We start from the raw sequence: 25,049 nt of genomic DNA, 5'->3' as shown, positions 1-25,049 counted from the left end.
TACATGGAAATGCTGCATTTTGATTTTATGACTACGTTAGAACTTCATCTGTGTTTATACTCGAGCCCTCGCCGATACTGGTTACGGCAAAGTGAAAAAGGAGGCGCTTGTGTTGCAGATCTTTGGAAAAAGCTCATCGATTAATGTTCGTAAAGTTTTATGGACGTGTGCTGAAATTGGTATCAGTTATGAACATGTTGAGTTTGGATCTGGCACCTCCAATTCAACGCAGAGCCCAGAATTTTTGGCGCTGAATCCAAACGCGATGGTGCCTGTCTTACGCGATGAGTTTGGAACCTTGTGGGAGTCGAATACGATTTGCCGTTATCTGGCAGCGCGCTACCAAAGACTCGATCTGTTACCGATTGATCCGATGGCACGGGCACAGGTAGAGAAGTGGATGGACTGGCAAGCCAGCGATCTTAATTCAGCATGGCGCTATGTCTTTATGGGACTGGTCCGCCAACATCCACACTTTCAAGCACCAGACAAAATGTTGGATAGTGCTACTCAATGGAATCGCTTAATGACGATTTTTGATCAGCACTTGCAACGCGGCGGCCCCTATGCGGCCGATAAACATTTCACCTTAGCAGATGTGGTGCTGGGCCTCTCGATTAATCGCTGGCGTAGCACGCCAATTGAGCATGCGCAGCTCAGACATGTGGATGCTTATTTTGATTTGCTATGTGAACGCCCGGCCTTCCTGCAGTTCGGGGCGAACGGTACTCCTTAAGCGAAAGGCCGCAGCGGACGCATAATTTCCGATTGGCGATGAGTACATAGAGTCCTATGCGATAATGCGAACTTTCGGATCGCATGTCGGTCTCAGATGACTCTCTTTGCCTCTCTGTCTCTTCGTCTCTTTGTCTCTTCTCTTTCAATTATGAATTTCGCCACTTGGTTTTCTTTTTTCTGCGCTGCTTGCTTAATCGCTATTTCGCCGGGGTCAGGGGCGATTCTCTCGATGTCTCATGGATTAGCATACGGTGTTAAGCGCGCCAGTGTGACGATTTTTGGGTTGCAACTCGGTCTTCTTTTGGTCTTGGTCATTGCTGGTGCTGGCGTTGGTTCTTTGTTGCTTGCCTCAGAAACTGCGTTTTCGATAGTAAAGATTTTGGGGGCGACCTACCTGATCTACCTCGGGCTACAACAATTTTTCGCAAAGACTAACCATGAACCTAGCATGCAGATCGAAACGAAAAACAGTTGCCCCAGTCCCGCCAGCCGCATTTTGACCGGCTTCTTAACCAATGCCAGCAATCCTAAAGGAATCGTGTTCATGGTTGCAGTGCTACCTAATTTCATCAACAGCCAAGCGCCTGTGTTGCCGCAGTTGAGCATTCTGGCCGTCACCATGGTTTTCGTGGATACCTCGGTCATGCATGGTTACGCCATCTTAGCTTCCTCATTACAGCGTTGGATGCGCCATCCCAAGGCGCAGAAAATGCAAAATCGCGTGTTTGGTTCTGTTTTAGTGATGGTGGGGTCTAGTTTGTTTTTTGTTAAGCGTGAGGCGAGTGTCGTCCTGTGAAGCAACAACGCGATCAAGAAACGACATTCCCTGAATGCTTGCCGTTTGTGCATAAAAATCTGGGATAATGCAGACCAAGTGATAATGCCAATGACGAAGTTGCACAACGAGCGCCTGCATGCATTTTGATTCTGTCTCTCATCAGCTGACACCACCGGACGAATTTGAGCCGGCTGAGCCGCGCGAACGGGCGGAGCGTCGTTTATGGAGCGGCTTACTCGTTTCTTTAGTGATTCATGCACTGATATTATCTTTGCAAATCGGCATTCCGGGCTTGGAGTTGCCCAGTCTAGAGCTTCCTTGGAAAGAACGCCGTAAGCCGGTCGAGGGTATTCAAGTACAACTTGATTTACCCGCACCGAATAAGCAAGCGGCTCCAGCCGCGCCATCGGTCACGATGACCGAATTATTTAAGCTGCCCGAACCAATCTTGCCTGTGCCAATTGCTAAGGCCGACGGTGGCATCGTCGTGCTGCCGCGACCAAGCGTCGTAACTGCGCAAGAACCGAACAAAAGGCTGGCAAGCAAGACCAAGTCTAGTGCAAAAAAGCAAGCATCCCAGAGCGCACCGCCAGTTCAAAAAACGGTATTGCCACCACCGGAAGCCCCGGTTCGCATCATCACGCAAGATCAAACAAAAAACGAAGACTTTTTAGTGCCACTGACCAGCGAAGAGGAATTAGAGCGTCAGCGTAGCGACAAGAAAGAACAAAAGCGCCAAGCAGAACCGATTCCGGCGGACGCGGTCATCGATAAAGACGCAGAGGCACAACTGCAAGAAGAGAAGCGTAAGGCCGAGCTCGCGGCAAAACGACTACAAGAAGAGCAGCAGAAAAAAGAGCAAGAGCAGCAGCGTCTCGCCGAACAAAAGCGGCAGGAGGAACTGCGCTCTCAACAATTGCTCGCCAAGGCGGCTGAGGAACAACAGCAACGCCTAGCGAAAATGCTCGATGAAAAATCACAAAAAGCGGTCGACATTACACCACTTGAAACGGTGCGTGATAGTAATGAGCAGCGCCAAATCGCCAAACAGAAAGCAGCACAAGCTTTAGCCAAACGCGAGCAGGAACAAGCACTCGAAGAAGCTCTGCAGGAAGCCAAACGGAAAGAGTTATTGGCTCAAGAAACCTTGAAACAAGAAGAGCAACGACGTCAGGCCGAACAACAGCGACAAAAGCAATTGGCTTTGGAGCAAGAGCAACAACGTCAAGCGGCCTTAGCTAAACAACGTGAACGAGAAGAGCAGGAGCGCGTGGCGAAGCAGCAGGCCTTAGCCTTGGCGGAGAAAAAAGCACAGGAACAAAAACAGCTTGAACAGCAGTTGCTTGAGAAGCGCATCGCTGAGCAAAAGCTAGCAGAGCAAAAAATACTCGAACAAAAACTCGCGGAACAAAAACTCGCCGAACAGAAGCTTGCTGAGCAAAAAGCAGCAGAACAACGCTTGGCCGAGCAAAAGGCGGCAGAACAACGCGCCGCTGAGCAAAAATTAGCCGAGCAAAGAGCCGCTGAACAAAAAGCCGCTGAACAGCGTTTGGCTGCGAAATTGGCAGCGGATAAGGCGGCTGCAGATGCCGCTGCGAAGGCCAACGCCGAGCGTCTATTGGCGCAAAGTGGCACTGGAAATAATCTGAATGGTGGGGAGTCGGCCGGATCACGCAATCCAAACGGCAACGCCAACCCTAATGGCACTGGGAATGGCGCAGGCAATGCTCAAATTAAGAACGGACAAGCTGCTAATCTCGCGAACGCAGCCCCAACGGACTTAGCTAGCCGACTGCGTGATCAAGTGCGTCAAGGTGATGTCCTAAAATCGCGCTTGCCAAGCACACGAGGAGTCGATGAGAGCCAGCGAGCACGTCGTCGTAGCTTCCTTGGCGCTTATGATAAAGAAGTCCCGCTCAGAATGTACATCGATAGTGTTCGTCTGAAATGGGAACGTAACGGTAACTTGATCTATGAAAAGCGTTCGATTGGTAACACAGAATTCAATCTCGAATTGATGGTCATCATTAAGAACGATGGTAGTGTTGAAGAAGTAAGCATACTCAAGAGCAGTGGCAATCGAGCACATGATGAGCGTGCTCGGAATATCGCTCTTACCAATGGCCCTTATGCCGCGTTCCCACCGGCACTGGCAGCGAAGTATGATGTGATCGAGGTCAAACACGTTTGGATTTTTGGCGATAGACTACGGATATTGGACGATCTTCCACAGTTCTAAAAAGGGAGCGCTGCTATGCATGTCTTGATTACCGGTGGTACTGGCTTGATTGGTCAACGCCTCTGCGAGGCATTGATTGCACGTGGTGACGCCGTGACCGTGCTGAGTCGACGGCCACATCAAGTCCCGCAAATCTGTGGTCCTCAAGTGAAAGCAATTGCCCATATTGATCAAATTGCTGAATACGATTTTGATGCCGTGATTAACCTTGCCGGCGCTCCGATTGTCGATGCAGCGTGGACAGAAACCCGAAAAAAGGAATTACTTGCGAGTCGTGTCAGTTTGACCCGCAATTTGGTCGAACAATTATTGCGCAAAGCACGCGGACCTAAAGTATTCATCAGTGGATCGGCAATTGGCTACTACGGTAATAGCAATGCAGTTGAGTTAAGCGAGGCGACTCCATCTGGCAATGATTTTTCTGCTCAGCTTTGCCGCGACTGGGAAGCCGAAGCAATGCGTTACGCCGACCAAGCACAACAGCAAGGTCAAGACGTTCGCGTGGTGTTGTTGCGGACCGGCTTAGTGCTCGATCCGCGTGGTGGTGTTTTGAAAAAGATGTTACTACCGTTTCGCCTTGGACTCGGAGGGAAGCTCGGGCATGGTCGTCAATGGATGAGTTGGATTCACCATGTCGATTACCTTCAAGCGGTACTCCGATTATTGGATGATGAAGCTTGTAGCGGCCCATATAATTTGGTTGCACCGCAGCCTGTCAGTAATGCGACTTTTACCCAATGTTTGGCGCAAGTATTGCGTCGCCCAGCGATATTTTCTACGCCAGCCTTCGTTCTAAATTCGCTGCTGGGAGAACGTGCGGTTTTGCTGTTAGAGGGCGCCCACATTGTGCCGAGCAAATTGCTCGCGCTTCGATTTCGCTTCCAATTTCAAGATCTCAATTCAGCCTTAACGCAAATTATTCACGCTGAATAGACTCGCTATCACCCGCACCTTATCGTTGATTTCATCATGATGGATGTTCCACAAAAGCGCGCAATGTGTGCGCGATGTCTGCGCGCTGCATCGGCTTGTATTTGTGCCTGTGTTGAAGTCGCATTACCTCTTACCGAGGTGCTGATCCTGCAGCATCCACAAGAAGCGTGTCACATTAAGAGTAGCGGACGCTTACTGCATTTGTGTCTACCGCAAAGTCAAATTGAAGTAGGAATCGCTTTCGATGAAGTGACACTTCGAAGTTGGTTGAATGGCGGTGCAAAGCAAAGCGTTCTGCTGTATCCAGAAACAGAAGATCATGAAATTTTGAAGAAAGCGAATTTTGAAATTGCGCCATCTACAAGCGTATACCAAGATCAGCCAGCCAGCGCGCTTCGCTTAGTAGTGATTGACGCCAGTTGGCGTCAAAGTCGAGCGATGTTGGCAGCGAATCCAAGCTTATTGCAATTGCCACGCATATCGCTGCAAGAGGTTCCCGCCTCACAGTATCTAATTCGTCAGGCACATAAGGCAGATCAATTGTCGAGCTTAGAAGCCTGTGCCTATGCGTTGCAGCGTATAGATGAGAGTTTCACTGGCACCACGCAACTGTTGAATGCGTTTGCGCGTTTCAATCATATGCAAATTGCCGCCGGCGTACATCGTTTGCATCGTTCTTAAGCTTTGATATTCGCGGTTTCTCCTCTTGAATGGTGGGCTTCGTAGTCCACCGCAAAACCACATTAAGCCTACATTGAAACTACATCAAAACATTAATGAACGCGTTACCAATGCCAATTAAAGCGGAACCAGCGAGTAATCCTGCGGCAATCGATTGTGCGCCTTCGACCCAGGTCTGATATCCGGCGCTATCTTTCGGCGCATGCCGATGGCGGCGTTCCATCAACCAAAAGAAAAATGCACCTATCCACATGGCGAGGACTGATTCGGGAGGCAAGACCACACCGAGTCCAATCGAGATGGCCGACAAAGGAAAACGTCCTTTGGTGAAAATCGAGGCGAGTTCGAAGGCAATCGCAATCACGGTGGCCACAACAATCGAAACTATCGCGCTATGAGAAAGATTGCTAAATCCATGTGCAATCAACTCAGCGACACCTTTCCATTGCATCGCTGCAGGAAAGGCAAATTGATCACTGACGATGCGTGCTGTGTGACGGATGCCCTCAGCGTCGGCTGGCAGAAACAGCAAAAAGAAGATCGGTACGCAAGCTAAGGTACCCGCGAAGATGCCAATTAGATGTCCAATGGCTTGGTGTCGTGGACGAGCTCCCAACATATACCCTGGTTTGATATCGGACAAGAGGACGGCTGCACTGGAAGCGACTTCGGCCGACATCCCAGCTGGAATCAAGTTGCTCGCTGGGTTACTGCGATCGAGGCTGCCGATTGAAAATTGCGTGATCTTGGCTAAACCACTGGTGGGTACCCATGAAGTCAAAGCGATTGAATTGATGCAGATGATCGTCAACAAATACACCAAAGCCAAAGAGAGAAACGCGAGCAGCAAAGGTACTTGGAAAAAATGATGCGTGGTCCATACGCCCAACAAGCTAAAGATAGGCACACCGATGAAGGAAATCCATAAAGGAACTTCGATATGGCGCAAGACATCTTGATGCGCTGGTGCGGTCGTTTCTTTCTTGGCTTGGAAGAGATTGAAAATACGTTGAAACACTTCGGGCTTGGCGAAGACACTAATGATGGATGCCACCACCATCATCACGATGGCCCACCACAGAGACCATTGATTCAAAATTTCGATCCGCGACAGCGGCACCACTTTGCCATCCAAACCAACCCGTGGTGCAATCTCACCGGCCTGTATCATCAATGGACCAAGCACCGCAAAGTTAAACAGGGCGCCGATCAAACAGCTGGTGGCAATACGGAGCCCCATCATGGCACCGACACCAGTCAGTGCCAAATCGAGTGTGAGACGTAAACCTAAAGTTCTGAAATCGATGCCTAAAATTTTAGGAATCCAGAGATCTAATTTAACCGCACCGAGATAGTAATAAGTGTCGAGTCTCTCTTTGAGAAACCACGGCTCGGCAAGTCCAGCCCATTTATCCATCATCAAAATTTTGAACTGAATCAGCTTCATCCAGCCATCGCTCATCAACAGTTGTAGCACCGCGGCAAGAGCCGCAACACGGGTCAATAATTTGGCTTTGTTGGCTCCGCTCGCTGCACCACCGGAATAGAGGTTGTCGAGTACCACACCGCATGCATTCCCTTCGGGGAAAGGAAGTTGTTCGTCGTTGATGAAGCGGCGTTTGAAAGGGAAGGCGAGTAGGACACCCAGGATGGCAATAATCTGAATCCAGATCACCATTTGCCACCACGCTGGAATGGTGTCACTGATCATCATGTAAGCGGGCAGGGCAGCCACCAAGGGCATGGTCATGTAACCCGCAGACGTAGCGATGGATTGCGAACAATTATTTTCGAGGATAGTGAAATGTTTGCAGATGCCGGCGTTTTCTAAGCTTCGGAAAATTGCAAAGGCGAGAATCACAGAAATAAGATTGACGCCGATCGAGATGCCCGTTTTGGCACCGATGTACATCGCAGTGGAGGAGAGAATGCCGCCAAGAAAAAAACCAGTTAGGCCAGAACGCATCGTCAATTGCGCCATGTCGCCACGGTAGATATTTTCAAACCACCATTGGTCTTTCTGTTGCCGTGTCCAAGTCTTGACCTGTTCGTCTGTCAATTGCTGAATCGCCACAACCACCCCTCTCGTGAATCTTTTGAGATTTTTTCTCAAGTATGAGCGCAGGTCATTCTTGGACTTTGCTTGCGCGCCTTCCATTTTCAAGCGCAATAAAAGTGCACATCTTCACTGCAGCACATCCCGTTTTTGTGCACCCAGTATCCTTGCTGCCAGAATTGAGTGTCAAGAAAAAATTTTACATGTAAATGAAATTGATTCTTCGTGTTGGATTCTGGTCTTCTCGGTTTGCTCAATGTTCGCTCATTGTTTGCTCAATGATTTGTAAATGGTAGCTGGAAATTATCTTAGAAACTATAGATATTTTTGGTTTGTCTTTTTTCATGCAGTTGAGACGAGAGCGTAGTCTGAAGTCGCTATGTGTTGAGGTATATCTCACAAATAAAACGGATCTCAGTTTGTGAATCAAGAAAAGAAGGGAAGCCGTGTCGCTTGAAATTAATCCGCATTTTTTATTGTGATTTGTTGTCGGATGTGAGGGAAGAGAGCTGGACCGAGCCCGATAGAAGTAAAAAACGCGAAAGTACTTTGATGAGTTCCATCAAATAGAAAAGCCCCGCAATTGACATTGCGGGGCCTTCATTCTTACTTGCGTTTGATCAGATGATCAGCGCGGTCTTACATCATACCGCCCATGCCACCCATACCGCCCATGTCATGGCCACCCATGCCAGCAGCTGGTTTGTCTTCTGGCAATTCAGCAACCAATGCATCCGTTGTCAAAATCAAGCCAGCAACAGATGCTGCGTTTTGCAAAGCAGAGCGTGTCACTTTCGCTGGATCCAAAATACCCATTTCGATCATGTCACCGTAAGTGTCGTTCGCTGCATTGAAACCGTAGTTACCAGAACCACCAACCACTGCATTGATGACGACACTTGCTTCGCCACCAGCGTTTGCAACGATTTCACGCAATGGCGCTTCGATCGCTTTCAACACGAGTTTGATACCAGCGTCTTGGTCAGCATTGTCGCCTTTGATTGTGCCAGCTGCTGCACGAGCGCGGAGCAATGCAACACCACCACCAGGAACGATACCTTCTTCAACTGCTGCGCGAGTTGCGTGCAATGCATCTTCAACACGTGCTTTTTTCTCTTTCATTTCAACTTCAGTTGCGGCACCAACCTTGATCACTGCAACACCGCCAGCCAATTTAGCGACGCGTTCTTGCAGTTTTTCACGATCGTAGTCAGAAGTCGCTTCAGCGATTTGTGCACGGATTTGCTTGACGCGTGCTTCGATGTTGATCGCTTGACCAGCGCCGTCGATCACTGTGGTGTTTTCTTTGCCGATTTCTACGCGTTTTGCTTGACCCAAGTCTTGCAATGTCGCTTTTTCCAAAGTCAAACCAACTTCTTCAGCGATCACGTTACCGCCTGTCAAAATCGCGATATCTTCCAACATCGCTTTACGACGATCACCGAAACCAGGTGCTTTCACAGCTGCTGTTTTCAAGATGCCGCGGATGTTGTTGACAACCAAAGTTGCCAATGCTTCGCCATCAACGTCTTCAGCGATGATCAACAATGGACGACCAGACTTCGCTACTTGTTCCAATACTGGGAGCAAATCACGGATGTTGGAGATCTTCTTGTCGAACAACAAGATGAATGGGTTGTCCAAAATCACAGCTTGTTTTTCTGGATTGTTGATGAAGTATGGGGACAAGTAACCACGGTCAAATTGCATACCTTCAACGATATCCAATTCGTTTTCCAAGGACTTACCATCTTCAACAGTGATCACGCCTTCTTTGCCCACTTTGTCCATGGCTTTAGCGATGATGTCGCCGATGTCTTGGTCAGAGTTTGCAGAGATAGAACCCACTTGAGCGATCTCTTTGTTCGTTGCAGTTGGACGAGACAAAGTTTTGATCTCAGCCACCAGAGCAGCAACAGCTTTGTCGATACCGCGTTTCAAGTCAGTTGGGTTGAAACCCGCTGCAACATATTTGAAGCCTTCGCGAACGATTGCTTGTGCCAACACCGTCGCTGTTGTTGTACCGTCACCAGCGTTGTCAGAAGTGCGGGAAGCTACTTCTTTCACCAACTGAGCGCCCATGTTTTCGAGTTTGTCTTTCAACTCGATTTCTTTCGCAACAGACACACCGTCTTTCGTCACGGTAGGCGCGCCGTAAGAACGTTCCAACACAACGTTACGACCTTTAGGGCCCAAAGTCACTTTCACTGCGTTCGCCAAAACGTTAACGCCGTTCACCACTTTCGCACGTGCGTCATCGCCAAATACAACTTGTTTAGCTGCCATAATTAAATTCTCCAAATAAGGATGAAATTCTGAATTTGTTTTCTTCTAAATCCGCGCAAAAAAGAAGCGCAAATTTGATAAATAAAACTGTGTAAAGAAGGTATGAATAAGCGTAGCGAGCAGTTGAAGCTTGAGTCGAGAAGCGCAATCGTACAAGAGGTACGATGAGCATCGCAGGCTCAAGATTCGGCTGCGCAGTAGCTTAGTCGTACCTTATTTTTGGACGATTGCGAAAATATCTTCTTCACGCATCACGAGTACTTCATTACCATCCACTTTAACGGACTGGCCAGAGTACTTACCGAACAACACGCGATCGCCAACTTTGACTTCCAATGCACGCACTGTACCGTTGTCCAAAACTTTGCCGTTACCTACAGCCAGTACTTCACCTTGATCTGGTTTCTCTGCTGCTGCGTCAGGCAAAACGATACCGGATGCTGTTTTTGTTTCTTGATCCAAACGTTTGACGATAATGCGATCGTGCAGGGGACGAAGATTCATACTAACTCCTAAAAAATTACAAAAGTAAAAGTACCAAAGTAAAACGCCAAAAAAGCGATCCACATCCCAAAGACACGAAACACTTTTTTCGCAAAAGATCTTGCTTGAGTCGATTGCTAACGAGAAATTTTAGTATTTGTTAGCACTCTCTCTTGCTGAGTGCTAATTATATGGTCGAGGGTAGGCTTTTTCAAGGAAGAATATTGAAAATCGCCGTTTTATTTTAGAAATCAGGGACTTAGCGATGAATCTCGTGCCGTTTGATGACTGGTTCATGCACCAAGCAACTTCCAACATCATTCCCGCGAAAGCGGGAATCCATGTTGTTCACATGTACTGATCCTATTGAACTTGGATTCCCGCTTTCGCGTGAATGACAGCAAACATGGCTATCGGCTCACTTCATGCAGAGATCGCTATGCAATTGCTAGTAAAGGTTTGGCCTAAATTTGACTGCTTAAATTAATTAAAAAGCATGTTAAATTATTACTCTTGGTAAGTGAGGGCGCGTCGACGAATTATCAGGCGAGAAAACCATCATCCTTTTCTGACCAACACAATAAGGACACTCAATGAGTTCAACCAATGCCTCTCCAACACCAATTGAGATCGAAAAGCGAATTTTGATATTGCGCGGTCAACGGGTGATGATCGATTCGGATTTGGCTGCTTTATATGGTGTGCAAACTAAACGACTGAATGAGCAAGTGAAGCGGAATGCGAGCCGATTTCCCAGTGATTTTATGTTTGTCTTGAATGCGGTGGAAAAAGATGAGGTGGTCGCAAACTGCGACCACCTCGCCAAGCTCAAATTTTCTAAAACACTTCCATTTGCTTTTACTGAACACGGCGCGATACAGGCCGCCAACGTGCTTGCGTCACCGCAAGCGATCGAAATGGGTATTTATGTCGTTCGCGCGTTTATCAAGATGCGTGAAATACTCGTTTCAAACAGTGAGTTCTTACACCGTTTAAACGAACTCGAGAGTAAGACGGATCTCCTTGAGCTACAGCACGAAACCTTCGCGCACAATACGCGGATACAGCTACGCCAACTCATCGAAACCTTGCGCGAGTTGAGTGTGCAGCCAGAGCAAGTCAAGAAGCGGTCGATAGGGTTTGTGAATAATGAGCAGTCAACAAAGTAACTAACGTCTATCGACGGTGGCACTTAGAATCGATGTTGTCGTTTTGGGATGGTCGTATCACAGTGCACCTGAGGATGCGTTCTCGGCGGTTCTTGTGTCAACTTTTTATGCCAAAAATCTAGTGCAGAAATCGTGCTGAATGGGGCCATGCAAAAATCTAGATCGTGATGCGATCAAGTGGGCTTCTCACTCCAGCGCCGCCGACCTTCAGAACATGGGTATAGATCATCGTCGTGCTGACATCTGCATGCCCTAGAAGTTCTTGGACCGTACCGATGTCGTAGCCTGATTGAAGTAAGTGTGTTGCAAATGAATGTCGTAAGGTATGTGGTGAAGCGGGTTTGTGGATCTGCGCTGCCTCCTTTGCTAACTTGAAAGCGCGTTGAAATGTTCGGTCATAAAGATGATGCCGACGAACGACCTTGCTGCGCGGATCAACAGAGACGTTCGCCTGTGGAAACACCCAATGCCACGCCCAAGTCTGACCTGCTGAAGGGTACTTCTTTGACAGCGCGTAGGGCATTTCAACACCGGCCACACGGTTTGCACGATCTTTCGCCCACAAAGTCTTGGAGTTGATTAGCTGTGCCTTCAAATGATCCACTAAACTAAGTGGCAACCTCAAAGCGCGATCTTTGTTGCCTTTCCCGGCCCTCACAACGATGGTGTTATGAAGGAAGTCGATATCTTTTACCCGCAGTTGTAGCGCCTCATTAATGCGCATGCCGGTGCCATACAAAAGTTGAGCCAGTAAGAGGTGCTCTCCAGATAATCGAGAAAAGATGGCACAAATTTCATCAACCGACAGCACGACTGGTAAGCGGCGCGTTGTTGTTGGTTGGCCAATCTCTTTTAGCCAAGGCAGGTCAATACGAAGTACGACTTTGTACATGAACAAAATGGCAGAGAGTGCCTGACGATGAGTAGAGGGAGATACTTGTTTTTCGTTGGCTAAAAAACTCAAGAAAGCTTCAACTTCAGGCGCACCCATGTCTTTGGGGTGACGTAATTGATGAAACCGAATGAAATAGCGGCACCAAAATACATAAACTTTCTCAGTACGCAAACTGTAATGTTTATAGCGAATTGCCTCCTTGACACGATCAAGAAGCTTGGTAGAATGCAGTTCCATCGGAATGACGCTTTCTGTAGAAATTTTAATACTGTATAAATGTTCAGTATATCTCTGGAAAGCTAATATGCAAAAGGCTTTGGAGGGTTTCTATGAAAAGTATTATGCGACAAGTTGCTTTTTCACCCGTCATCTCACCCTCTATATCTAGTTCGACATCGTGAAATACAGAGTTCACTCTTTCGCGGCAGTTGGCGCTCTCGCATTGCTTCTCGGCTGCGCAACAAATCGGAACGACCCCACTGCCACGTATGCGCTCGTCAACGGCTCCTATGAGATCACCATGACAGGCGTACGGGAGAGCATGGCTCACGATCCCGTCTCATTTATCTTCCGAGGCTCATCGCCACTGAAGGCCACCATTCGCGTGCCGAGGATTACTGGTCAAGTGGATGCGGCCGAAATCTTCCCGGCGTCTGGCGGCGGCTACCGCCACTTTGGAAAAATTAATTTCAGCGGTTTGCACATGGTTGTGGACATTCATTACGACAACACAGACGCGAAGCGCATTGCGCCTTTCACCTTTAACGGTGAGTACGTGCTCCGGGCCGTACAAGGCTCTCAATGACGAGATATTTTGCAGAGGCGCGAAGCCGTTCTCTAGCATTGGTGGCGTTGCCGATGTCGAACCTGTCATTGCAGCGGACGCCTTCGGCGTCCGCTGAATTCAAACGTTATGCATATGCGAGGTAAAAAATGAAGCCAGAGGAAGGTGGAGCTTGGTTTTTTTTGATGATGGAACCACACGGATTGATTATCGATCGAGAGCTTGCATCAACTGAAGAAATTAGGCTGCTGATTGGCAAGCTTGCATTAGATGGAATTAAGCCAGTTTTAAATACAGATGGAGCATGGAAAGCGTTAGACTTTCACGAAGACTTTTCACCTTATTCAATCCCAGAATCAATAAATATGCTGTCATCATTTCTAAAGCCAAAGTCTGTAATTACATTAGATAATGGCTGCCTACCTAGCATAGAATGGCGATTTACCGAAAATGGTGTTGAAGTTTTCGATACATTCGATTATTAAGTTCATTAAATATCATGCATAACATGGCATTCGAGTTCGCTCCACTTCGTTCCGCCGGACGCGCAAGCGCGTGCCGCTCAATTTTGCGTTATGCATTCAATCCCGAGGAAAGCTAGTGCTCTTCAATAAAAATAAGAAGAAGTACCGAGCAATAAAGCTGTATTCACTTTTTGGTGACCAAGATGGTATTGATAGGGATGCTTTAGTCAATTCCATTCTTAAAGTATTTGAGACTTTATTTCATGAAATGCCGGACGAGTTTGATATTCACGGGCCATATGGAATTAAGAAAGGGACCACGGTCAAATTTTCTACTTTCAAAAGTAAACTTGAGAAAATTGGTCATGAAAAATATTATGCATTGGAAGGTGAAACAGCAGGGAAATTTGGATTTCGACTTCTGTTTAATGCAAAGCTAGCACGTGGAACGTACACAGAATTAATTGTCTGGTACTCGAAAGTTGAATGGACGATTGAATTTAAGGAAGTCGTTAAACTAGTGATGGATGCCTTATCTCTTTCATCTGGATATGAGATAGAGATCGAAGAAGGTTGTGATATTCAAACTGAGAGCAAAATTAAAAGAGGATTGTTCGGTGGGATTAGTTTGAAGGTTTCTTATGAACATCTTCAATGGATTTTGGGTGACGCAGATGGCGCTATTCGCGCAATCTATGAGCATAATGTTTGGAATGAAAAGCAGTTGCAAGGTGTATTAAAACATTCTCCAGAAATTAACAATGAACGCATTGGGAATTTATTCTATGTCCAAAAAAATGCATAACTCAACATTCGACACCGACGCGCAAACGCGCCGGTCAATTTAGCGTTAGGGCTACCCATGCATGAGCAGCTCATTGATCTTGGTTGGCCTGAAGCAACTCTCTTTGACATGACCTTGATAGGTGGAGAGCTAAAATTCAAGATGCACGACATCCTTGAATATAGTGATCCGCTTAAATATGAAGTCGTAGAGGTTGAATTTAATGAGATTGAGGCGCTCCGAATTGAAATCACACCGTTCAAGAATGACAAGTATGCTAGTCGAGAAATTAAGGTAGATTTTGGAGAACTCGGGGTCGATCCTTCTGGGTTCGAAGGCATTCTCTTAACAGATCCTTTCTCAGACTCTGTAGCTGAGTACTACTGGGTAAGCGGCGACTTACGAGCCGGAAGAGTCTTAGTTAAACGCACAGGTCAATTCGTTTACAAGCCCAGAACACGATGAGCTTTTGCCCTAACAATTCCGTCGAGAGGGACGCCCAGCAAGCTGGGTTCCCTCCGCTGCGCTCCGGCGCCCCTCACGTCAAACGTTATGCGAAAAGGAAGCCGTCTTGAAAAATTTCAAGCTTAACGCCGGGCAAATTAAACCTCTGGCAAATGGCCACGGAGGCTGTATAGCCACCGACATGATCACTGTTGAAGGTAAATCTGTTGGCTATATGTATCGTGAAGAACCAAACAACCCACAGGATAGCGGTTGGTGCTTCATGTCTGGCTATGAGTCGCAAGAATACATGGACGATCCAAATAACCATGCAATTTACGATGTAAATACCATTGCAAATTACGACCCGGAAATTATTCCCTTCCTAAATGCGCCTGTCGGCAGTGCTTTCGAAAGAAATAGTGCTGGTGTACTGGCTGAAATAAGCGAGTGAATCGCATAACAATTGGTTCAAATCGTTCGCTTCGCTCACTGGGACCGGCTAAAGCCGGCCCCTTAACCAAACGTTCGACATCGTGAAATACAGAGTTCACTCTTTCGCGGCAGTTGGCGCTCTCGCATTGCTTCTCGGCTGCGCAACAAATCGGAACGACCCCACTGCCACGTATGCGCTCGTCAACGGCTCCTATGAGATCACCATGACAGGCGTACGGGAGAGCATGGCTCACGATCCCGTCTCATTTATCTTCCGAGGCTCATCGCCACTGAAGGCCACCATTCGCGTGCCGAGGATTACTGGTCAAGTGGATGCGGCCGAAATCTTCCCGGCGTCTGGCGGCGGCTACCGCCACTTTGGAAAAATTAATTTCAGCGGTTTGCACATGGTTGTGGACATTCATTACGACAACACAGACGCGAAGCGCATTGCGCCTTTCACCTTTAACGGTGAGTACGTGCTCCGGGCCGTACAAGGCTCTCAATGACGAGATATTTTGCAGAGGCGCGAAGCCGTTCTCTAGCATTGGTGGCGTTGCCGATGTCGAACCTGTCATTGCAGCGGACGCCTTCGGCGTCCGCTGAATTCAAACGTTAGGCACTTGCCATGGAAACACAGAAGTGGCTCTACGTGAGTTGGTTTCGTGATCAATCCGCTATGCCAGAGGATGAAGACCGGGAATGGGTTGCATGCTTCTGGGTTGTGGCGAAATCGGCGGAAGACGCAAAGTTCTGGGGTGACAAACTTTCAAAGGCCAAAAGCGCTCGCAAGCCAAACGACCGCTTCCTGTGGTCCGAAGTTCAAAATCCGGCCGAATCTCAGTACGCCAACACCAAGACCGGAGACGCTCTTCCCGAGATCAGGTACGGTGAGGAGCCAAGTGATCAGTTCATCGGCTGGTAGAACTTCAAGGGCAAACATGTATAAGTTGTTAACTCCATCCACCAGCGCAAAATCAACAATGAAGCGCACCACCAAGGCCCAAAATTCAGCGCCTAACTGTGCGGTCAAGCCGACGCCAATACTGGCCATGGCTTCGCCATTTTCATGGCCAGTATTGGTACCCTCCGCCCTGTCGGGCTCCGGCGCCGCTTACCTTGGGCGTTGAGGCTGTATTTTTAGTCCTTCAGTCATAAAAAATCCCAAACAATGTAAACGACCTCAACGAGGTATACGTTCAATCCTCAACCCACAAGGAGAACGTATGGCTCGCTTTAAAGTTATTGATCGACAACCGCGATTTATTCCGATTGATTTACAAGCGCAGTTGATACCAGGTAGTTTTGAGTTTGCTTTGGATTACCTGATCGATCAAGAAATTGACTGTGCTGCCATCGTTGCTCGCTATTGCAACGATCAAACAGGCGCACCTGCTTATGATCCTACTGTGATGTTAAAGATCATCCTGCTTGCGTACAGTCGAGGGATGAATTCAAGCCGGGCGATTGAACGTGCCTGTCGTGAGAATGTTCTGTTCATGGCGATCTCGGGTGACAGCGCGCCACAGTTCACGACGATTGCCAAATTCATTCGCGAATTGGAAACAGAAATTGCGCAACTATTCACCCAAGTACTGATGATTTGTCAGCGTCAGGGTTTAATTGGTGGACAGATGTTTGCGATTGATGGCGTGAAGCTCCCTAGCAATGCGTCCAAACAGCGCAGCGGCACACATGCTGAGCTCGCGCATGAGGCAGAACGCATGGAGAAGGCGATTAGGCGGATCATGGCGTCGCACCAAGGTAACGACAAAGAGCCTTTAGAGATCAACGAGCGGGAGCAAAAACAGATTCGCAAACTGCAACATGAAGCGTCACGCATTCGCACATTTTTGGCGACGCATTCAGAACGGAAAAGCGAAAAAGGGAGCCTGCGGAAAAGTAATGTGACCGACAATGAAAGCGCAAAGATGGCAACATCAAAAGGCGTCATTCAAGGCTACACCGCAGTTGCCGCGGTCGATAGCCAAGACCAGATTATCGTCGCCGCGCAGGCGCATAGTTCAGGAAGTGAACAGAGCATCTTGTTGCCAATGATTGAACAAACCTCGCAAATTCGGCGACGCGAAACAGTGATTACTGCTGACGCGGGTTACCATAGCGAAGCGAATGTGAAAGCACTGTTTGAGCAAGGCATTCCTGCGTTGATTGCCGATGGTCTGATGCGTCGACGAGATGAACGTTTCAAAGAGCAAGCCAAATATAAAGAACTCCCAGACCCATTGTGGAATAAAGCGAGTTCAAACCAAGAACGAAAAGGCCTTTATAGGCCAAGCGATTTTACGCATCTCGTTGAAGAGAATTGCGCCATTTGCCCTGCAGGAAAACGTCTTTATAGTAACGGAAGTCATTGCACCGTGAATGGTCGATAGCACCATAAATTCACCGGTGCAAAGCGCGATTGCCTGCCATGTGAACTTCGCCAACAATGCTTGCGTACGCCTGAAAAAACCGAAGTGCGACAAGTTGCGATCTTCCACAAAAAACAAACATCTCCGATGCGCTACACGGAAGCGATGAAACAACGCATTGATAGCGCAGAAGGACGCCAACAATACAGCAGACGACTAGCAACCGTCGAACCCGTATTCGGCAATCTTCGCTACAACAAAAAGCTCGATCGTTTTACGTTACGCGGACAAAAGAAAGTGAATACCCAATGGCACCTGTACTGCCTCGTGCATAACATCGAGAAATTAGCGCATCACCGATATGCGATGTGAGCGAAGAGGTCGAGAAGAAAGCACAAATCGCCCCTATGCTTGCCTCAGACAGACGATTTATGGCACATTGCTGCTTATGAAATTAAATTTTACTAATCTTGTGAAGAATTCAGAGACGCCAGCACATGTGTTGCTTAGTTTTTGGGTTTTTATACAGCTTCGTTAGGTTAGCCTCAATGCACCGCCTGATCAACTAGTGGGCCACAAATGATCACTCGCATTTCCTTCTTCATTGCGACAATCTGCTTGTCATTTCAGGTCAGCGCTCAGGACTCCTCTAAGCAAGCAGACTCTTACGCAAACATTTTTGCGACTACCTGTTTTAAGCATTTGTCCAAGCTTGAGGCATTAGAAAGCCAACTCCAGTCCGTACCGAGCCTCCCACCCGAAAAGGCGCAGCATTTCTTAGCTGGAAGGCAGGGCAAGGCCTGGCCGGTGCCAGATAAACATGGCACCTTTGTTCTCAGCATACATACGGACAAAAACTTCTGCGCTGTCTACGCGCGAAGAGTAAGCGGACCAGAAGCAATCTCACGTTTCCAAAAATTGGTTGCAACTGCCCCGCCTCCATTCATTGCACGCCAGGTTGAACAAACGAGCTATCAAACAAAACTGAACGGTATGGCAAGCACTCTTTCATACGAGTGGTCTCTCAAAGGTTCGGAGAGGAAGATGCTCTTCACGCTTTCGACAGCAGACTCACCAACTGCTGATATACAGGGATTGGTAAGCGCAGCCATTATTCGTTAACAGGCAAGCTATGCGCAGTCCTCGCTCCATACCTCTTGTCGCCCCAACCTTCCACTACGCTCCCCAGCCTAACTGGGGGTTCAACACGGACGCCAACATAGTCCATGCCTTCGGCATTTTCATGGCCTATGTCGGTGCCCTCCGCACTTCGTGCTCCGGCGCCGGTTAACCAGGGCGTTAAGCCTCTGTGGAGATCAAAGACATTATCGGGATAATCTTCTGAGGTTACGGTGCCACGATAGGCACAATAGGGTATCGACTTCTAGGTCTGGAATGGTACTTTTGGGCTTGTACCTTATTAGTCTTTGGTGCATGCTTTATTTGGGATGCTGCACGTGATCGAAAATTACGCGAAGCGTTAAATGAAGAGCCCGGTGATTGGGGCGATCGGCATTGCTTCTCAGGGGCAAGTTCGACTGATGGTTTTGACGAAGGCGGAGATGATGGAGACGCTTCTTAATTTAACGCTCAATACGGAATCAACGATGTTACCGTTGATTCGGGTAGTTCATCGTTCTGGGCTACACAACACACTCAGGTTCTTTCTGACCTGTGGCCGTCACCGAACTATGCTGGCGCGCGACCGTTTAGCTAATCTTTTGGTGGCTTGATGTTCTCTCTCTATAAATCCGAGACGCATGCGCCCCAATATGAGGATCTACTGATTTGCTACGAGCGAGACTTCAATGCTGACAACCATGAATGGCGTGAGGTTGTCTGTCGATTTTTGGAAATGGCAAACGAATTTGGATATAAGACGATACCGGATCATGTTCCGCCGTTCGAACCGTACGAAGACTTCGTCAAAATGAAGTATCTCGTTAATGGTGCTTCAGTGACCTTTGCCACGGATTCCTTGCTAGGCCTTATTAAGGTTGGGACTGACTCACCAGATGTACTTCTTCCTCTTTGGGAGTTAATCGGTGATAAGGTCGGATGGCTAGATCTTGGCGCGGCACCTTCCGAGCTCGCGCCGACCAAAAAGTGGTGGGAGTTATGGAAGTGAGTGTGGTCCCCAGCCGCTTAATTACTCAATGCAATTAGACCGCGTCTCAATGCGGGGCCTCTCCACTTACACTTTAAGCGTATGACTATGTACCTCTTTTTGATTGTTCTCTCCGTTGGCTCATGTTTTTTAGGCTTCATCTTAGAATGCGTTCGGGGAAATGTTGTACACGTAAATAATGGGCGAGAGCCAAATGCAGGTGCTGCTATATTTCCAGCGATTCCCCTCACACAGTGTTTTTACGTAGCAGTCGCATGGCCGCTAAACATGCTTAGTTCAAACCTCGGGTTCTTTGTGGTGATCGCCTATTTTATCGTGGCATCTGCAATCAAGACTTACCATTACGTGAAGCTGAACAAGGAGCTAAAAGCGCATGATCAAGGCAGGCTAACATGACGTTCCTTTGGGCTGGTCGGATACTGCGTGGTTCATGACTCAATCCATTGCCGACCAGCTGTGTAGCGCTATCATCGTTTCCAAGCAAAGCAGTATCTAGGCGAATCTACGGTAAACTCTGAAGGCCAATTCCAAGGACTTATATTTGCACTTGATAGGGCGAACAAATAAAATGCTTTCGACCCAAAACCTGATGTACCCGTTTGGATTGTTAATGCGAAGCTGCACCCGCGCTCGGTCGGGCCACCGAATAAATATGTAAAGGAATTAGCTTGAAAACCTTATTGATGATTTGCCTTTCAGCCTCTCTTCTCGCATGTGCTGATCCAGTGAAAAAAACGACTCAAGAAATGGAGCTTGCGAAAAATACTGAAACGCAGCCAACAAGCTGCCAAGAAGTGATTGAGAAAATCGCACGTAAGCTCGATGAGAAAAGCCGTGAGACTTTGAGGAAAACTAAGAAAGAGGGTTTGGCGCTGTTTCATTTTTCTTGGGGAATGGGCATACGAAATAGCTTTGGTTTGTGGAAAGATCAATCACCAGTTCGCTTATCTTGTGCCGAACGTGTCGGCCAGAAAGACATACATCCTGATAATGCTTCTGGAATTATTATGGAAGAGGTCTGGAAACTTGTGAATAGCGACAACATTTCAAAATAAATTTTTCCTTGTGTTTTCGATGCGCAAACCTTGTGAAGACTTCAAACACAGCCAACGCAGATGCGAAATAACCCGCAGCAATTCTCCACGACGTGAATATTTGGTGGGTGCCCTGTGCAAAGTGGCTGGCATCATTGTGTGTCGAAAAATGAATTGAATAATTTAGGAATTTCACTTGATTCTAGCCAAGGCAGTTCGATTCAGATGAGCACTACACTAAATCTTGGAACCACATGATCGAATACTATTTACCACTTTCCGTAGTTGTCGGAATTGTCCAATTGCTTGATGGTCTCCTTTTTCTTGCGCGCAGGGGGCGAGCCTCTGTTGGTGCTGTTCTTTTTTCCTTGATCGAGTGGATTTGGGGCGGCGTTTCGCTGTATGTCTTAAGGCAGGAGGCAGCCCACATACCGTCTTGGTTGCCCATCACCTTTATGGTGTTTTTGGTCGGCTGGACCCTTTACGGGCTCGCGAATGTAAAACGCTTTCAAAAGATGGACGAGGTCATGTTGACGCCGATCGAAGCCATTTTAGGTGGTCTGTTTGGGATTGTTTTCGCGAGTGCTGCTTTTGTTTGTCTTTGAGTTTCGATATCTTTGATGCCTAAACTCTTCCAACTAAAACATTAGCCCGTGAGTCACACGTTTGATTTTCACTTCCCGAAAGCTGTTATGACCAAGATTGAATCTTCAAAACTCAGTAACGCGGCAGATTTTCAATGGAAAGCGGATGATGTGTTTGGTCGTATCGCGTCTCGCTACGATCGTCTCTGTGATGTTTTTAGCTTGGGCATTCATCGACAGTGGAAGCGCCGCGTTGCGCAACGCATCGCGAGTGAGCGTTGGGATGTGCTGCTCGATGGTGCAACTGGTACCGGCGATATCATTTTGCGAGTGCTAGCGCTTGATAAAGAGCGCTAGCACGATCATTGCCTCGGACGTGAGCGCGAAAATGTTAGCGATCGCTCAGTCGCACTTGTCTGCGCATGCTGATTTAGTCGTGTTAAAGTTGCTTGATGCAGAGAATATGCCTTCGGTGGCCACTCACAGTGCCGATGCTTATTCGATTTCGCTTCGTCTCAAGATCTGTGATCGGCGCCTTGCTTTGCAAGAGGCGTTGCGAGTTCTGAAGCCAGGCGGTCGTCTGATTGTGTTAGAAGTGTCCAATATACCTTGGTTCTTCGCACATCGACTCTACCTCTTGTACATGTCGGTCTGCATGCCGGTACTCGGTTGGTTGGCGACCGGCGGTGACGCATTGGCTTACAAGTACTTGTTGCAAGGTATACGAGATTTTCCGAGCGCAGAGGGGTTGGCGCAGGAAATGAAACAATTAGGATTTACAGAGGTGGATTTTGAACGTCTATCGTTGGGCATCGTTGCGATCCACACGGCGCGCGCACCTGGTTTGGCTGATGAGGAATCGTTTGGTTGTTGACAGATAATGTTCGTAGATCATTGTCTTTCTTGTTTTAGACTTGTTTTGCAACAGTAAATTATCGAAAAGAAAAATAACTGAGTAAACAAGTTTAGAATCGATGAGCATCCATCTGCACAAGACCTAATTTTCAATTTTGTATTCAGTTAAGTTCGTTCATTTTTTTCTGACAGCAATTGTATTTAGCAGGGTGAGTGCGTTGTATTGCCACGATATGGATTATGAAAAGTGCGCTGATTGAATCGCAAATGTTGATCCATTTTGATTGCTTTGATCATTTTTTTTGGGGATACCGATTGCTATGAAACTTCATCGTAACTACGTTGTCGCTGCGCTGATTATGCTCGTGATAATAGTCTGCTTGATTTTGGTACGCTATTTAGGGAACCCAGCGCCCTTGGCGTTTTGTACGCCGGCAGCAGGGGTTATCACTTTCTTCGCACTACTGAGTGATCGTGGTACCTCACTTGAGGCAAATGGTAGCAATAATGAGCGTTTGCGCCAGACGATTGCAGCTGCTGTGATAGTTCAATATCTTGTCTTGGTCGGCATCGTCGCGCATTTCATCAACGGCGCAGATAAGCTGCCGCCCGTCACGGAAACCATGCTCACCAGCTTTACAACCGTGACGAGTGTGGTCATTGCATTTTATTTTGGTGCGTCAGCGTTCGTTGACGTCAAAACTAAATCCGGGGCGGAGAAGGTATAAGTTTTCCAACTCAAGTTCGAAGTAGGAAAAATGCATCAACACATCAAAAGATTTTGTTTGGCACTTTGGGACTCGTGATTTCAGGATCCATCGCTGGGACGCTCTTTGCATCCCATAGAAAGTTGGCATTCTTGTCGATTGGTTTAATTGCATTTGCATTGGGTGGGGGACTGATATTCTTGTGGTTCTGATCTGACTTAGCCTGATCTTATAGTACGAAGCAGGTTCTGGTTTGAATGGGAAAAGTAAGGGCACCGAATTTTCATCATAATCCTCTTAAAGATTTTTTCAATAAAATGGATGACGCTGCATTCTACACATCATTGATTCTCAATTTGTTGGTAATGGTGGGGATGATATTGAGATTTAAACTGAAAATTCGTAAAGGCAAACTAACAGAAGCTTCGGCCAAAAGACGATACACATTTTGGAGCGTCGGCCTTTGCGTAGTGTTTGGTTTCGTATTGTTTCCCATGCTGATTCACGTCTATGGTTGGATCGGATTTCAACAGAACTTGGGTCATGGCGTAGTACTGATTGCCGGGCCGCTCTTCCATGGTGTTCAATGCATTCTGGCGACGCTTGTTGGTCGCATGTTGTTAGCTTGGAAGAGTATGCATTGGTAACTTATATTAAGGTGAGATATGCTGTATTAGCTCATCTTGATCTTGCATCTTGCGTTCAATCTTTCCTTCTATTTTGACTATGTATCCCCGCAAGTCTCGTCAAAGAAAAAAGTTCCATCGATTTTGGTTGAGTTTTGTGGTGTTGGATGTGAGTCAAAATCCATATTGGCGGCGAAAGCTATTATCGTGTTCTGCAGACGACATTTTCTCGATCAATCGAGAACACATCGAAGGTCTCAGCGCGCAAACTGTGAATGCCGTTCGAAAGTACCAGCTCGACTATCAAGTGCGCTTGGCAAAGTTTAACGAAGCACCCACTTGGATGTTTGAAGGCGAGACGATCGTCTTCTATTTCGACGCCAGAGAATTCCCGAGCGTGTTCTTACAAAGCGCGAATAATCGAAGCGTGATTGGCTCTGTTCAATCGCGCTGGTAATTTGCTCTGATGATTGAGCATGTTGCCGTTTGTCCTCGGGAAAAGCTCTTTGCACCTAAAAATCAGCCTTCTCTTCAGCTTTTTTTTCAGCATTTTTCTCGGCAGATCTCTTCGCGAACTCCTTTGCGATTTCTTCAAATCGATCAGCGAAGGCCATGATCTCGGCTTCCAATCGATCAAAATCTAAAACATCGTTCGCGGCAAATTTGTATCGATTAACCTGTAAATGCTCGCAGAGAGCGCTGCTATAGATGTGTGTGTTTGCAATCATGATAAAGCCTACTAGAGTGTCGTTTTGGACAGAGCTGGTGTCTGATGTGCTTCTCGAATGATGATATTATCCCAAGCGGTAGACTTTGTATTGCGTTCGCAAAATATTCATCTTCTTTTCTTCATTTCATCTCATGCTTGCTCAAACGATTACTCGACCATCATCTTCTTTTTTTAACTTGAAACGTTCGCGTGCCTTGTCGATGCAGCATGTGCTTTGTATTGTTTTGAGTATGCTTGCCTTACTGGCAGCGCCCAACAGTTTTGCGAGTGAGCGCAAGCTTGTTGAGAAGCAGTTTCGTAGTTATTGGTCGGCCTTTTGTTTTGGTAAATTTGACCAAGCCGTGGAATACATCTATGAGAGCGATTTACTGGCGATGAAGAAGGAGTTCGTGCCGGTCTTCGAAGAGGCATTGCAGAGCCGCGATGAAAAGGTGCGGCAAGTCGGTAAGACATTCTTTTCGGGAATTGCAGAAGATCAGCGTGGCAATCTTTCGACGCGCGATGTTTTTGAGCGAGTGACCCGCTTCGGATTCTCCGCATCACCTGAGGCACTTCAAATTCTTCAACGTGCTCCAATGATGATTGATAAAGTCGAGTTTAGTCCTAAAAATGAAGCGAGCATTACCTATCATTTGAAAGTAAATGGACAGGATTTGGAAAGTGATCGTGAACGCATGATTCGTGTGGACGGTAAGTGGTTTTTGCGTTTGAAAGATGTTCAAGGCAGTGCAGCGGCAATGCGCCAAGCCTTGTTTGGGGCAAAGAACTGAGTTTTGCAAGGGATATAGTTCGACATCGGATTGACGCTGTGTGGTCGTGTCATTGTTGAAGCAGCAGTTGTGGG

28 protein-coding genes are annotated in these 25,049 nt (G+C 47.4%); 23 read left to right on the top strand and 5 right to left on the bottom strand.

The annotated features are described in order from the left end of the window. The first annotated feature begins 109 nt into the window (after window positions 1-109). The 5 genes from RF679_RS11840 (at window position 110) to RF679_RS11820 (ending at window position 5,369) form a co-directional block, all read left to right on the top strand. Window positions 110-736: a glutathione S-transferase family protein gene (locus tag RF679_RS11840; RefSeq protein ID WP_309480836.1), complete on the top strand. Its 627-nt coding sequence runs from the start codon at window positions 110-112 to the stop codon at window positions 734-736. Between the two features lie 150 nt (window positions 737-886). Next, complete coding sequence (locus RF679_RS11835; RefSeq protein ID WP_309480835.1) at window positions 887-1,534, top strand: LysE family translocator; 648 nt, start codon at window positions 887-889, stop codon at window positions 1,532-1,534. A 118-nt stretch (window positions 1,535-1,652) separates the two neighbouring features. Further along, on the top strand, window positions 1,653-3,755 hold the full coding sequence (locus tag RF679_RS11830; RefSeq protein ID WP_309480834.1) for a hypothetical protein: 2,103 nt from the start codon (window positions 1,653-1,655) through the stop codon (window positions 3,753-3,755). Window positions 3,756-3,770: 15 nt separating this feature from the next. Then, entirely contained in the window at window positions 3,771-4,688 is a 918-nt protein-coding gene (locus tag RF679_RS11825) for a TIGR01777 family oxidoreductase (RefSeq protein WP_309480833.1), read from the top strand. A 36-nt stretch (window positions 4,689-4,724) separates the two neighbouring features. Next, window positions 4,725-5,369 carry a tRNA-uridine aminocarboxypropyltransferase gene (locus RF679_RS11820; protein WP_309480832.1) on the top strand — a complete coding sequence of 215 codons (645 nt, stop codon included), beginning with the start codon at window positions 4,725-4,727 and terminating at the stop codon, window positions 5,367-5,369. Window positions 5,370-5,448: 79 nt separating this feature from the next. Here the strand turns inward: RF679_RS11820 and RF679_RS11815 are convergent, their stop codons facing one another. The 3 genes from RF679_RS11815 to groES form a co-directional block, all read right to left on the bottom strand. After that, the gene (locus tag RF679_RS11815; protein WP_309480831.1) at window positions 5,449-7,443 is read right to left on the bottom strand and encodes an OPT family oligopeptide transporter; all 1,995 of its coding nucleotides are present in this window, start codon (window positions 7,441-7,443) and stop codon (window positions 5,449-5,451) included. A gap of 621 nt (window positions 7,444-8,064) precedes the next feature. Beyond that, window positions 8,065-9,711: a chaperonin GroEL gene (groL, locus tag RF679_RS11810; RefSeq protein WP_309480830.1), complete on the bottom strand. Its 1,647-nt coding sequence runs from the start codon at window positions 9,709-9,711 to the stop codon at window positions 8,065-8,067. 213 nt (window positions 9,712-9,924) lie between these two features. After that, window positions 9,925-10,215, bottom strand: a complete 291-nt coding sequence (groES, locus tag RF679_RS11805; protein WP_309480829.1) for a co-chaperone GroES — start codon at window positions 10,213-10,215, stop codon at window positions 9,925-9,927. Window positions 10,216-10,787: 572 nt separating this feature from the next. On the opposite strand from groES, the gene RF679_RS11800 reads away from it, so the two are divergent. Next, window positions 10,788-11,363, top strand: a complete 576-nt coding sequence (locus RF679_RS11800; RefSeq protein ID WP_309480828.1) for an ORF6N domain-containing protein — start codon at window positions 10,788-10,790, stop codon at window positions 11,361-11,363. Window positions 11,364-11,520: 157 nt separating this feature from the next. Here the strand turns inward: RF679_RS11800 and RF679_RS11795 are convergent, their stop codons facing one another. Beyond that, the gene (locus RF679_RS11795; protein ID WP_445013786.1) at window positions 11,521-12,495 is read right to left on the bottom strand and encodes an integron integrase; all 975 of its coding nucleotides are present in this window, start codon (window positions 12,493-12,495) and stop codon (window positions 11,521-11,523) included. A 283-nt stretch (window positions 12,496-12,778) separates the two neighbouring features. On the opposite strand from RF679_RS11795, the gene RF679_RS11790 reads away from it, so the two are divergent. The 6 genes from RF679_RS11790 to RF679_RS11765 all read left to right on the top strand — a co-directional run bounded on the left by RF679_RS11790 (window position 12,779) and on the right by RF679_RS11765 (window position 15,678). Further along, on the top strand, window positions 12,779-13,063 hold the full coding sequence (locus tag RF679_RS11790) for a hypothetical protein (RefSeq protein ID WP_309480823.1): 285 nt from the start codon (window positions 12,779-12,781) through the stop codon (window positions 13,061-13,063). 128 nt (window positions 13,064-13,191) lie between these two features. Further along, the gene (locus tag RF679_RS11785) at window positions 13,192-13,527 is read left to right on the top strand and encodes a hypothetical protein (protein WP_309480827.1); all 336 of its coding nucleotides are present in this window, start codon (window positions 13,192-13,194) and stop codon (window positions 13,525-13,527) included. 115 nt (window positions 13,528-13,642) lie between these two features. Further along, entirely contained in the window at window positions 13,643-14,311 is a 669-nt protein-coding gene (locus tag RF679_RS11780; protein WP_309480826.1) for a hypothetical protein, read from the top strand. 57 nt (window positions 14,312-14,368) lie between these two features. Next, window positions 14,369-14,755, top strand: a complete 387-nt coding sequence (locus RF679_RS11775; protein WP_309480825.1) for a hypothetical protein — start codon at window positions 14,369-14,371, stop codon at window positions 14,753-14,755. A gap of 106 nt (window positions 14,756-14,861) precedes the next feature. Next, complete coding sequence (locus tag RF679_RS11770; RefSeq protein ID WP_309480824.1) at window positions 14,862-15,188, top strand: DUF2185 domain-containing protein; 327 nt, start codon at window positions 14,862-14,864, stop codon at window positions 15,186-15,188. A gap of 205 nt (window positions 15,189-15,393) precedes the next feature. Next, window positions 15,394-15,678: a hypothetical protein gene (locus RF679_RS11765; RefSeq protein ID WP_309480823.1), complete on the top strand. Its 285-nt coding sequence runs from the start codon at window positions 15,394-15,396 to the stop codon at window positions 15,676-15,678. A gap of 260 nt (window positions 15,679-15,938) precedes the next feature. On the opposite strand, the gene RF679_RS11760 is transcribed toward RF679_RS11765, so the two are convergent. Further along, a complete protein-coding gene (locus RF679_RS11760; protein ID WP_309480822.1) occupies window positions 15,939-16,223 on the bottom strand; it encodes a hypothetical protein in 285 nt (94 codons plus the stop codon). Window positions 16,224-16,395: 172 nt separating this feature from the next. Here RF679_RS11760 and RF679_RS11755 point away from each other — a divergent pair, with 172 nt between their 5' ends. The 11 genes from RF679_RS11755 (at window position 16,396) to RF679_RS11705 (ending at window position 24,975) form a co-directional block, all read left to right on the top strand. Continuing rightward, window positions 16,396-17,562 (top strand): transposase, encoded by a 1,167-nt coding sequence (locus RF679_RS11755; RefSeq protein WP_309480821.1) that lies wholly within the window; start codon window positions 16,396-16,398, stop codon window positions 17,560-17,562. Between the two features lie 60 nt (window positions 17,563-17,622). Next, window positions 17,623-17,913, top strand: coding sequence for a transposase (locus tag RF679_RS11750; protein WP_373921676.1), 291 nt, complete (start codon window positions 17,623-17,625; stop codon window positions 17,911-17,913). 207 nt (window positions 17,914-18,120) lie between these two features. Then, on the top strand, window positions 18,121-18,663 hold the full coding sequence (locus RF679_RS11745; RefSeq protein ID WP_309480820.1) for an NMCC_0638 family (lipo)protein: 543 nt from the start codon (window positions 18,121-18,123) through the stop codon (window positions 18,661-18,663). 610 nt (window positions 18,664-19,273) lie between these two features. Next, on the top strand, window positions 19,274-19,669 hold the full coding sequence (locus RF679_RS11740; protein ID WP_309480819.1) for a hypothetical protein: 396 nt from the start codon (window positions 19,274-19,276) through the stop codon (window positions 19,667-19,669). A gap of 668 nt (window positions 19,670-20,337) precedes the next feature. Next, window positions 20,338-20,724: a DUF6794 domain-containing protein gene (locus tag RF679_RS11735; RefSeq protein WP_309480818.1), complete on the top strand. Its 387-nt coding sequence runs from the start codon at window positions 20,338-20,340 to the stop codon at window positions 20,722-20,724. Between the two features lie 233 nt (window positions 20,725-20,957). Beyond that, complete coding sequence (locus RF679_RS11730; RefSeq protein WP_309480817.1) at window positions 20,958-21,308, top strand: hypothetical protein; 351 nt, start codon at window positions 20,958-20,960, stop codon at window positions 21,306-21,308. Between the two features lie 87 nt (window positions 21,309-21,395). Then, a complete protein-coding gene (locus RF679_RS11725; RefSeq protein ID WP_309480816.1) occupies window positions 21,396-21,644 on the top strand; it encodes a class I SAM-dependent methyltransferase in 249 nt (82 codons plus the stop codon). Between the two features lie 31 nt (window positions 21,645-21,675). Then, complete coding sequence (locus tag RF679_RS11720; protein WP_309480815.1) at window positions 21,676-22,161, top strand: class I SAM-dependent methyltransferase; 486 nt, start codon at window positions 21,676-21,678, stop codon at window positions 22,159-22,161. 301 nt (window positions 22,162-22,462) lie between these two features. After that, complete coding sequence (locus tag RF679_RS11715; protein WP_309480814.1) at window positions 22,463-22,870, top strand: hypothetical protein; 408 nt, start codon at window positions 22,463-22,465, stop codon at window positions 22,868-22,870. A gap of 774 nt (window positions 22,871-23,644) precedes the next feature. Beyond that, window positions 23,645-23,932, top strand: a complete 288-nt coding sequence (locus RF679_RS11710; RefSeq protein WP_309480813.1) for a hypothetical protein — start codon at window positions 23,645-23,647, stop codon at window positions 23,930-23,932. A 503-nt stretch (window positions 23,933-24,435) separates the two neighbouring features. After that, window positions 24,436-24,975, top strand: a complete 540-nt coding sequence (locus RF679_RS11705; RefSeq protein WP_309480812.1) for a hypothetical protein — start codon at window positions 24,436-24,438, stop codon at window positions 24,973-24,975. Window positions 24,976-25,049: the final 74 nt, after the last annotated feature.

This window comes from Undibacterium cyanobacteriorum, from assembly GCF_031326225.1.
Lineage (GTDB): Bacteria > Pseudomonadota > Gammaproteobacteria > Burkholderiales > Burkholderiaceae_D > Undibacterium > Undibacterium cyanobacteriorum.
Note: the sequence above shows the minus strand (reverse complement) of the source record. Positions and strands in the feature narration are given on the sequence as shown.

Bases quoted from the DNA above. Each gene is read 5' to 3' on its own strand.
- RF679_RS11835 (WP_309480835.1), top strand. From the start codon at position 887: ATGAATTTCGCCACTTGGTTTTCTTTTTTCTGCGCTGCTTGCTTAATC.
- RF679_RS11830 (WP_309480834.1), top strand. From the start codon at position 1,653: ATGCATTTTGATTCTGTCTCTCATCAGCTGACACCACCGGACGAATTT.
- RF679_RS11825 (WP_309480833.1), top strand. From the start codon at position 3,771: ATGCATGTCTTGATTACCGGTGGTACTGGCTTGATTGGTCAACGCCTC.
- RF679_RS11820 (WP_309480832.1), top strand. From the start codon at position 4,725: ATGATGGATGTTCCACAAAAGCGCGCAATGTGTGCGCGATGTCTGCGC.
- groL (WP_309480830.1), bottom strand. From the start codon at position 9,711: ATGGCAGCTAAACAAGTTGTATTTGGCGATGACGCACGTGCGAAAGTG.
- groES (WP_309480829.1), bottom strand. From the start codon at position 10,215: ATGAATCTTCGTCCCCTGCACGATCGCATTATCGTCAAACGTTTGGAT.
- RF679_RS11800 (WP_309480828.1), top strand. From the start codon at position 10,788: ATGAGTTCAACCAATGCCTCTCCAACACCAATTGAGATCGAAAAGCGA.
- RF679_RS11795 (WP_445013786.1), bottom strand. From the start codon at position 12,495: ATGGAACTGCATTCTACCAAGCTTCTTGATCGTGTCAAGGAGGCAATT.
- RF679_RS11790 (WP_309480823.1), top strand. From the start codon at position 12,779: ATGACAGGCGTACGGGAGAGCATGGCTCACGATCCCGTCTCATTTATC.
- RF679_RS11785 (WP_309480827.1), top strand. From the start codon at position 13,192: ATGAAGCCAGAGGAAGGTGGAGCTTGGTTTTTTTTGATGATGGAACCA.
- RF679_RS11775 (WP_309480825.1), top strand. From the start codon at position 14,369: ATGCATGAGCAGCTCATTGATCTTGGTTGGCCTGAAGCAACTCTCTTT.
- RF679_RS11765 (WP_309480823.1), top strand. From the start codon at position 15,394: ATGACAGGCGTACGGGAGAGCATGGCTCACGATCCCGTCTCATTTATC.
- RF679_RS11760 (WP_309480822.1), bottom strand. From the start codon at position 16,223: ATGGCCAGTATTGGCGTCGGCTTGACCGCACAGTTAGGCGCTGAATTT.
- RF679_RS11755 (WP_309480821.1), top strand. From the start codon at position 16,396: ATGGCTCGCTTTAAAGTTATTGATCGACAACCGCGATTTATTCCGATT.
- RF679_RS11745 (WP_309480820.1), top strand. From the start codon at position 18,121: ATGATCACTCGCATTTCCTTCTTCATTGCGACAATCTGCTTGTCATTT.
- RF679_RS11740 (WP_309480819.1), top strand. From the start codon at position 19,274: ATGTTCTCTCTCTATAAATCCGAGACGCATGCGCCCCAATATGAGGAT.
- RF679_RS11730 (WP_309480817.1), top strand. From the start codon at position 20,958: ATGATCGAATACTATTTACCACTTTCCGTAGTTGTCGGAATTGTCCAA.
- RF679_RS11725 (WP_309480816.1), top strand. From the start codon at position 21,396: ATGACCAAGATTGAATCTTCAAAACTCAGTAACGCGGCAGATTTTCAA.
- RF679_RS11720 (WP_309480815.1), top strand. From the start codon at position 21,676: ATGTTAGCGATCGCTCAGTCGCACTTGTCTGCGCATGCTGATTTAGTC.
- RF679_RS11715 (WP_309480814.1), top strand. From the start codon at position 22,463: ATGAAACTTCATCGTAACTACGTTGTCGCTGCGCTGATTATGCTCGTG.
- RF679_RS11705 (WP_309480812.1), top strand. From the start codon at position 24,436: ATGCTTGCCTTACTGGCAGCGCCCAACAGTTTTGCGAGTGAGCGCAAG.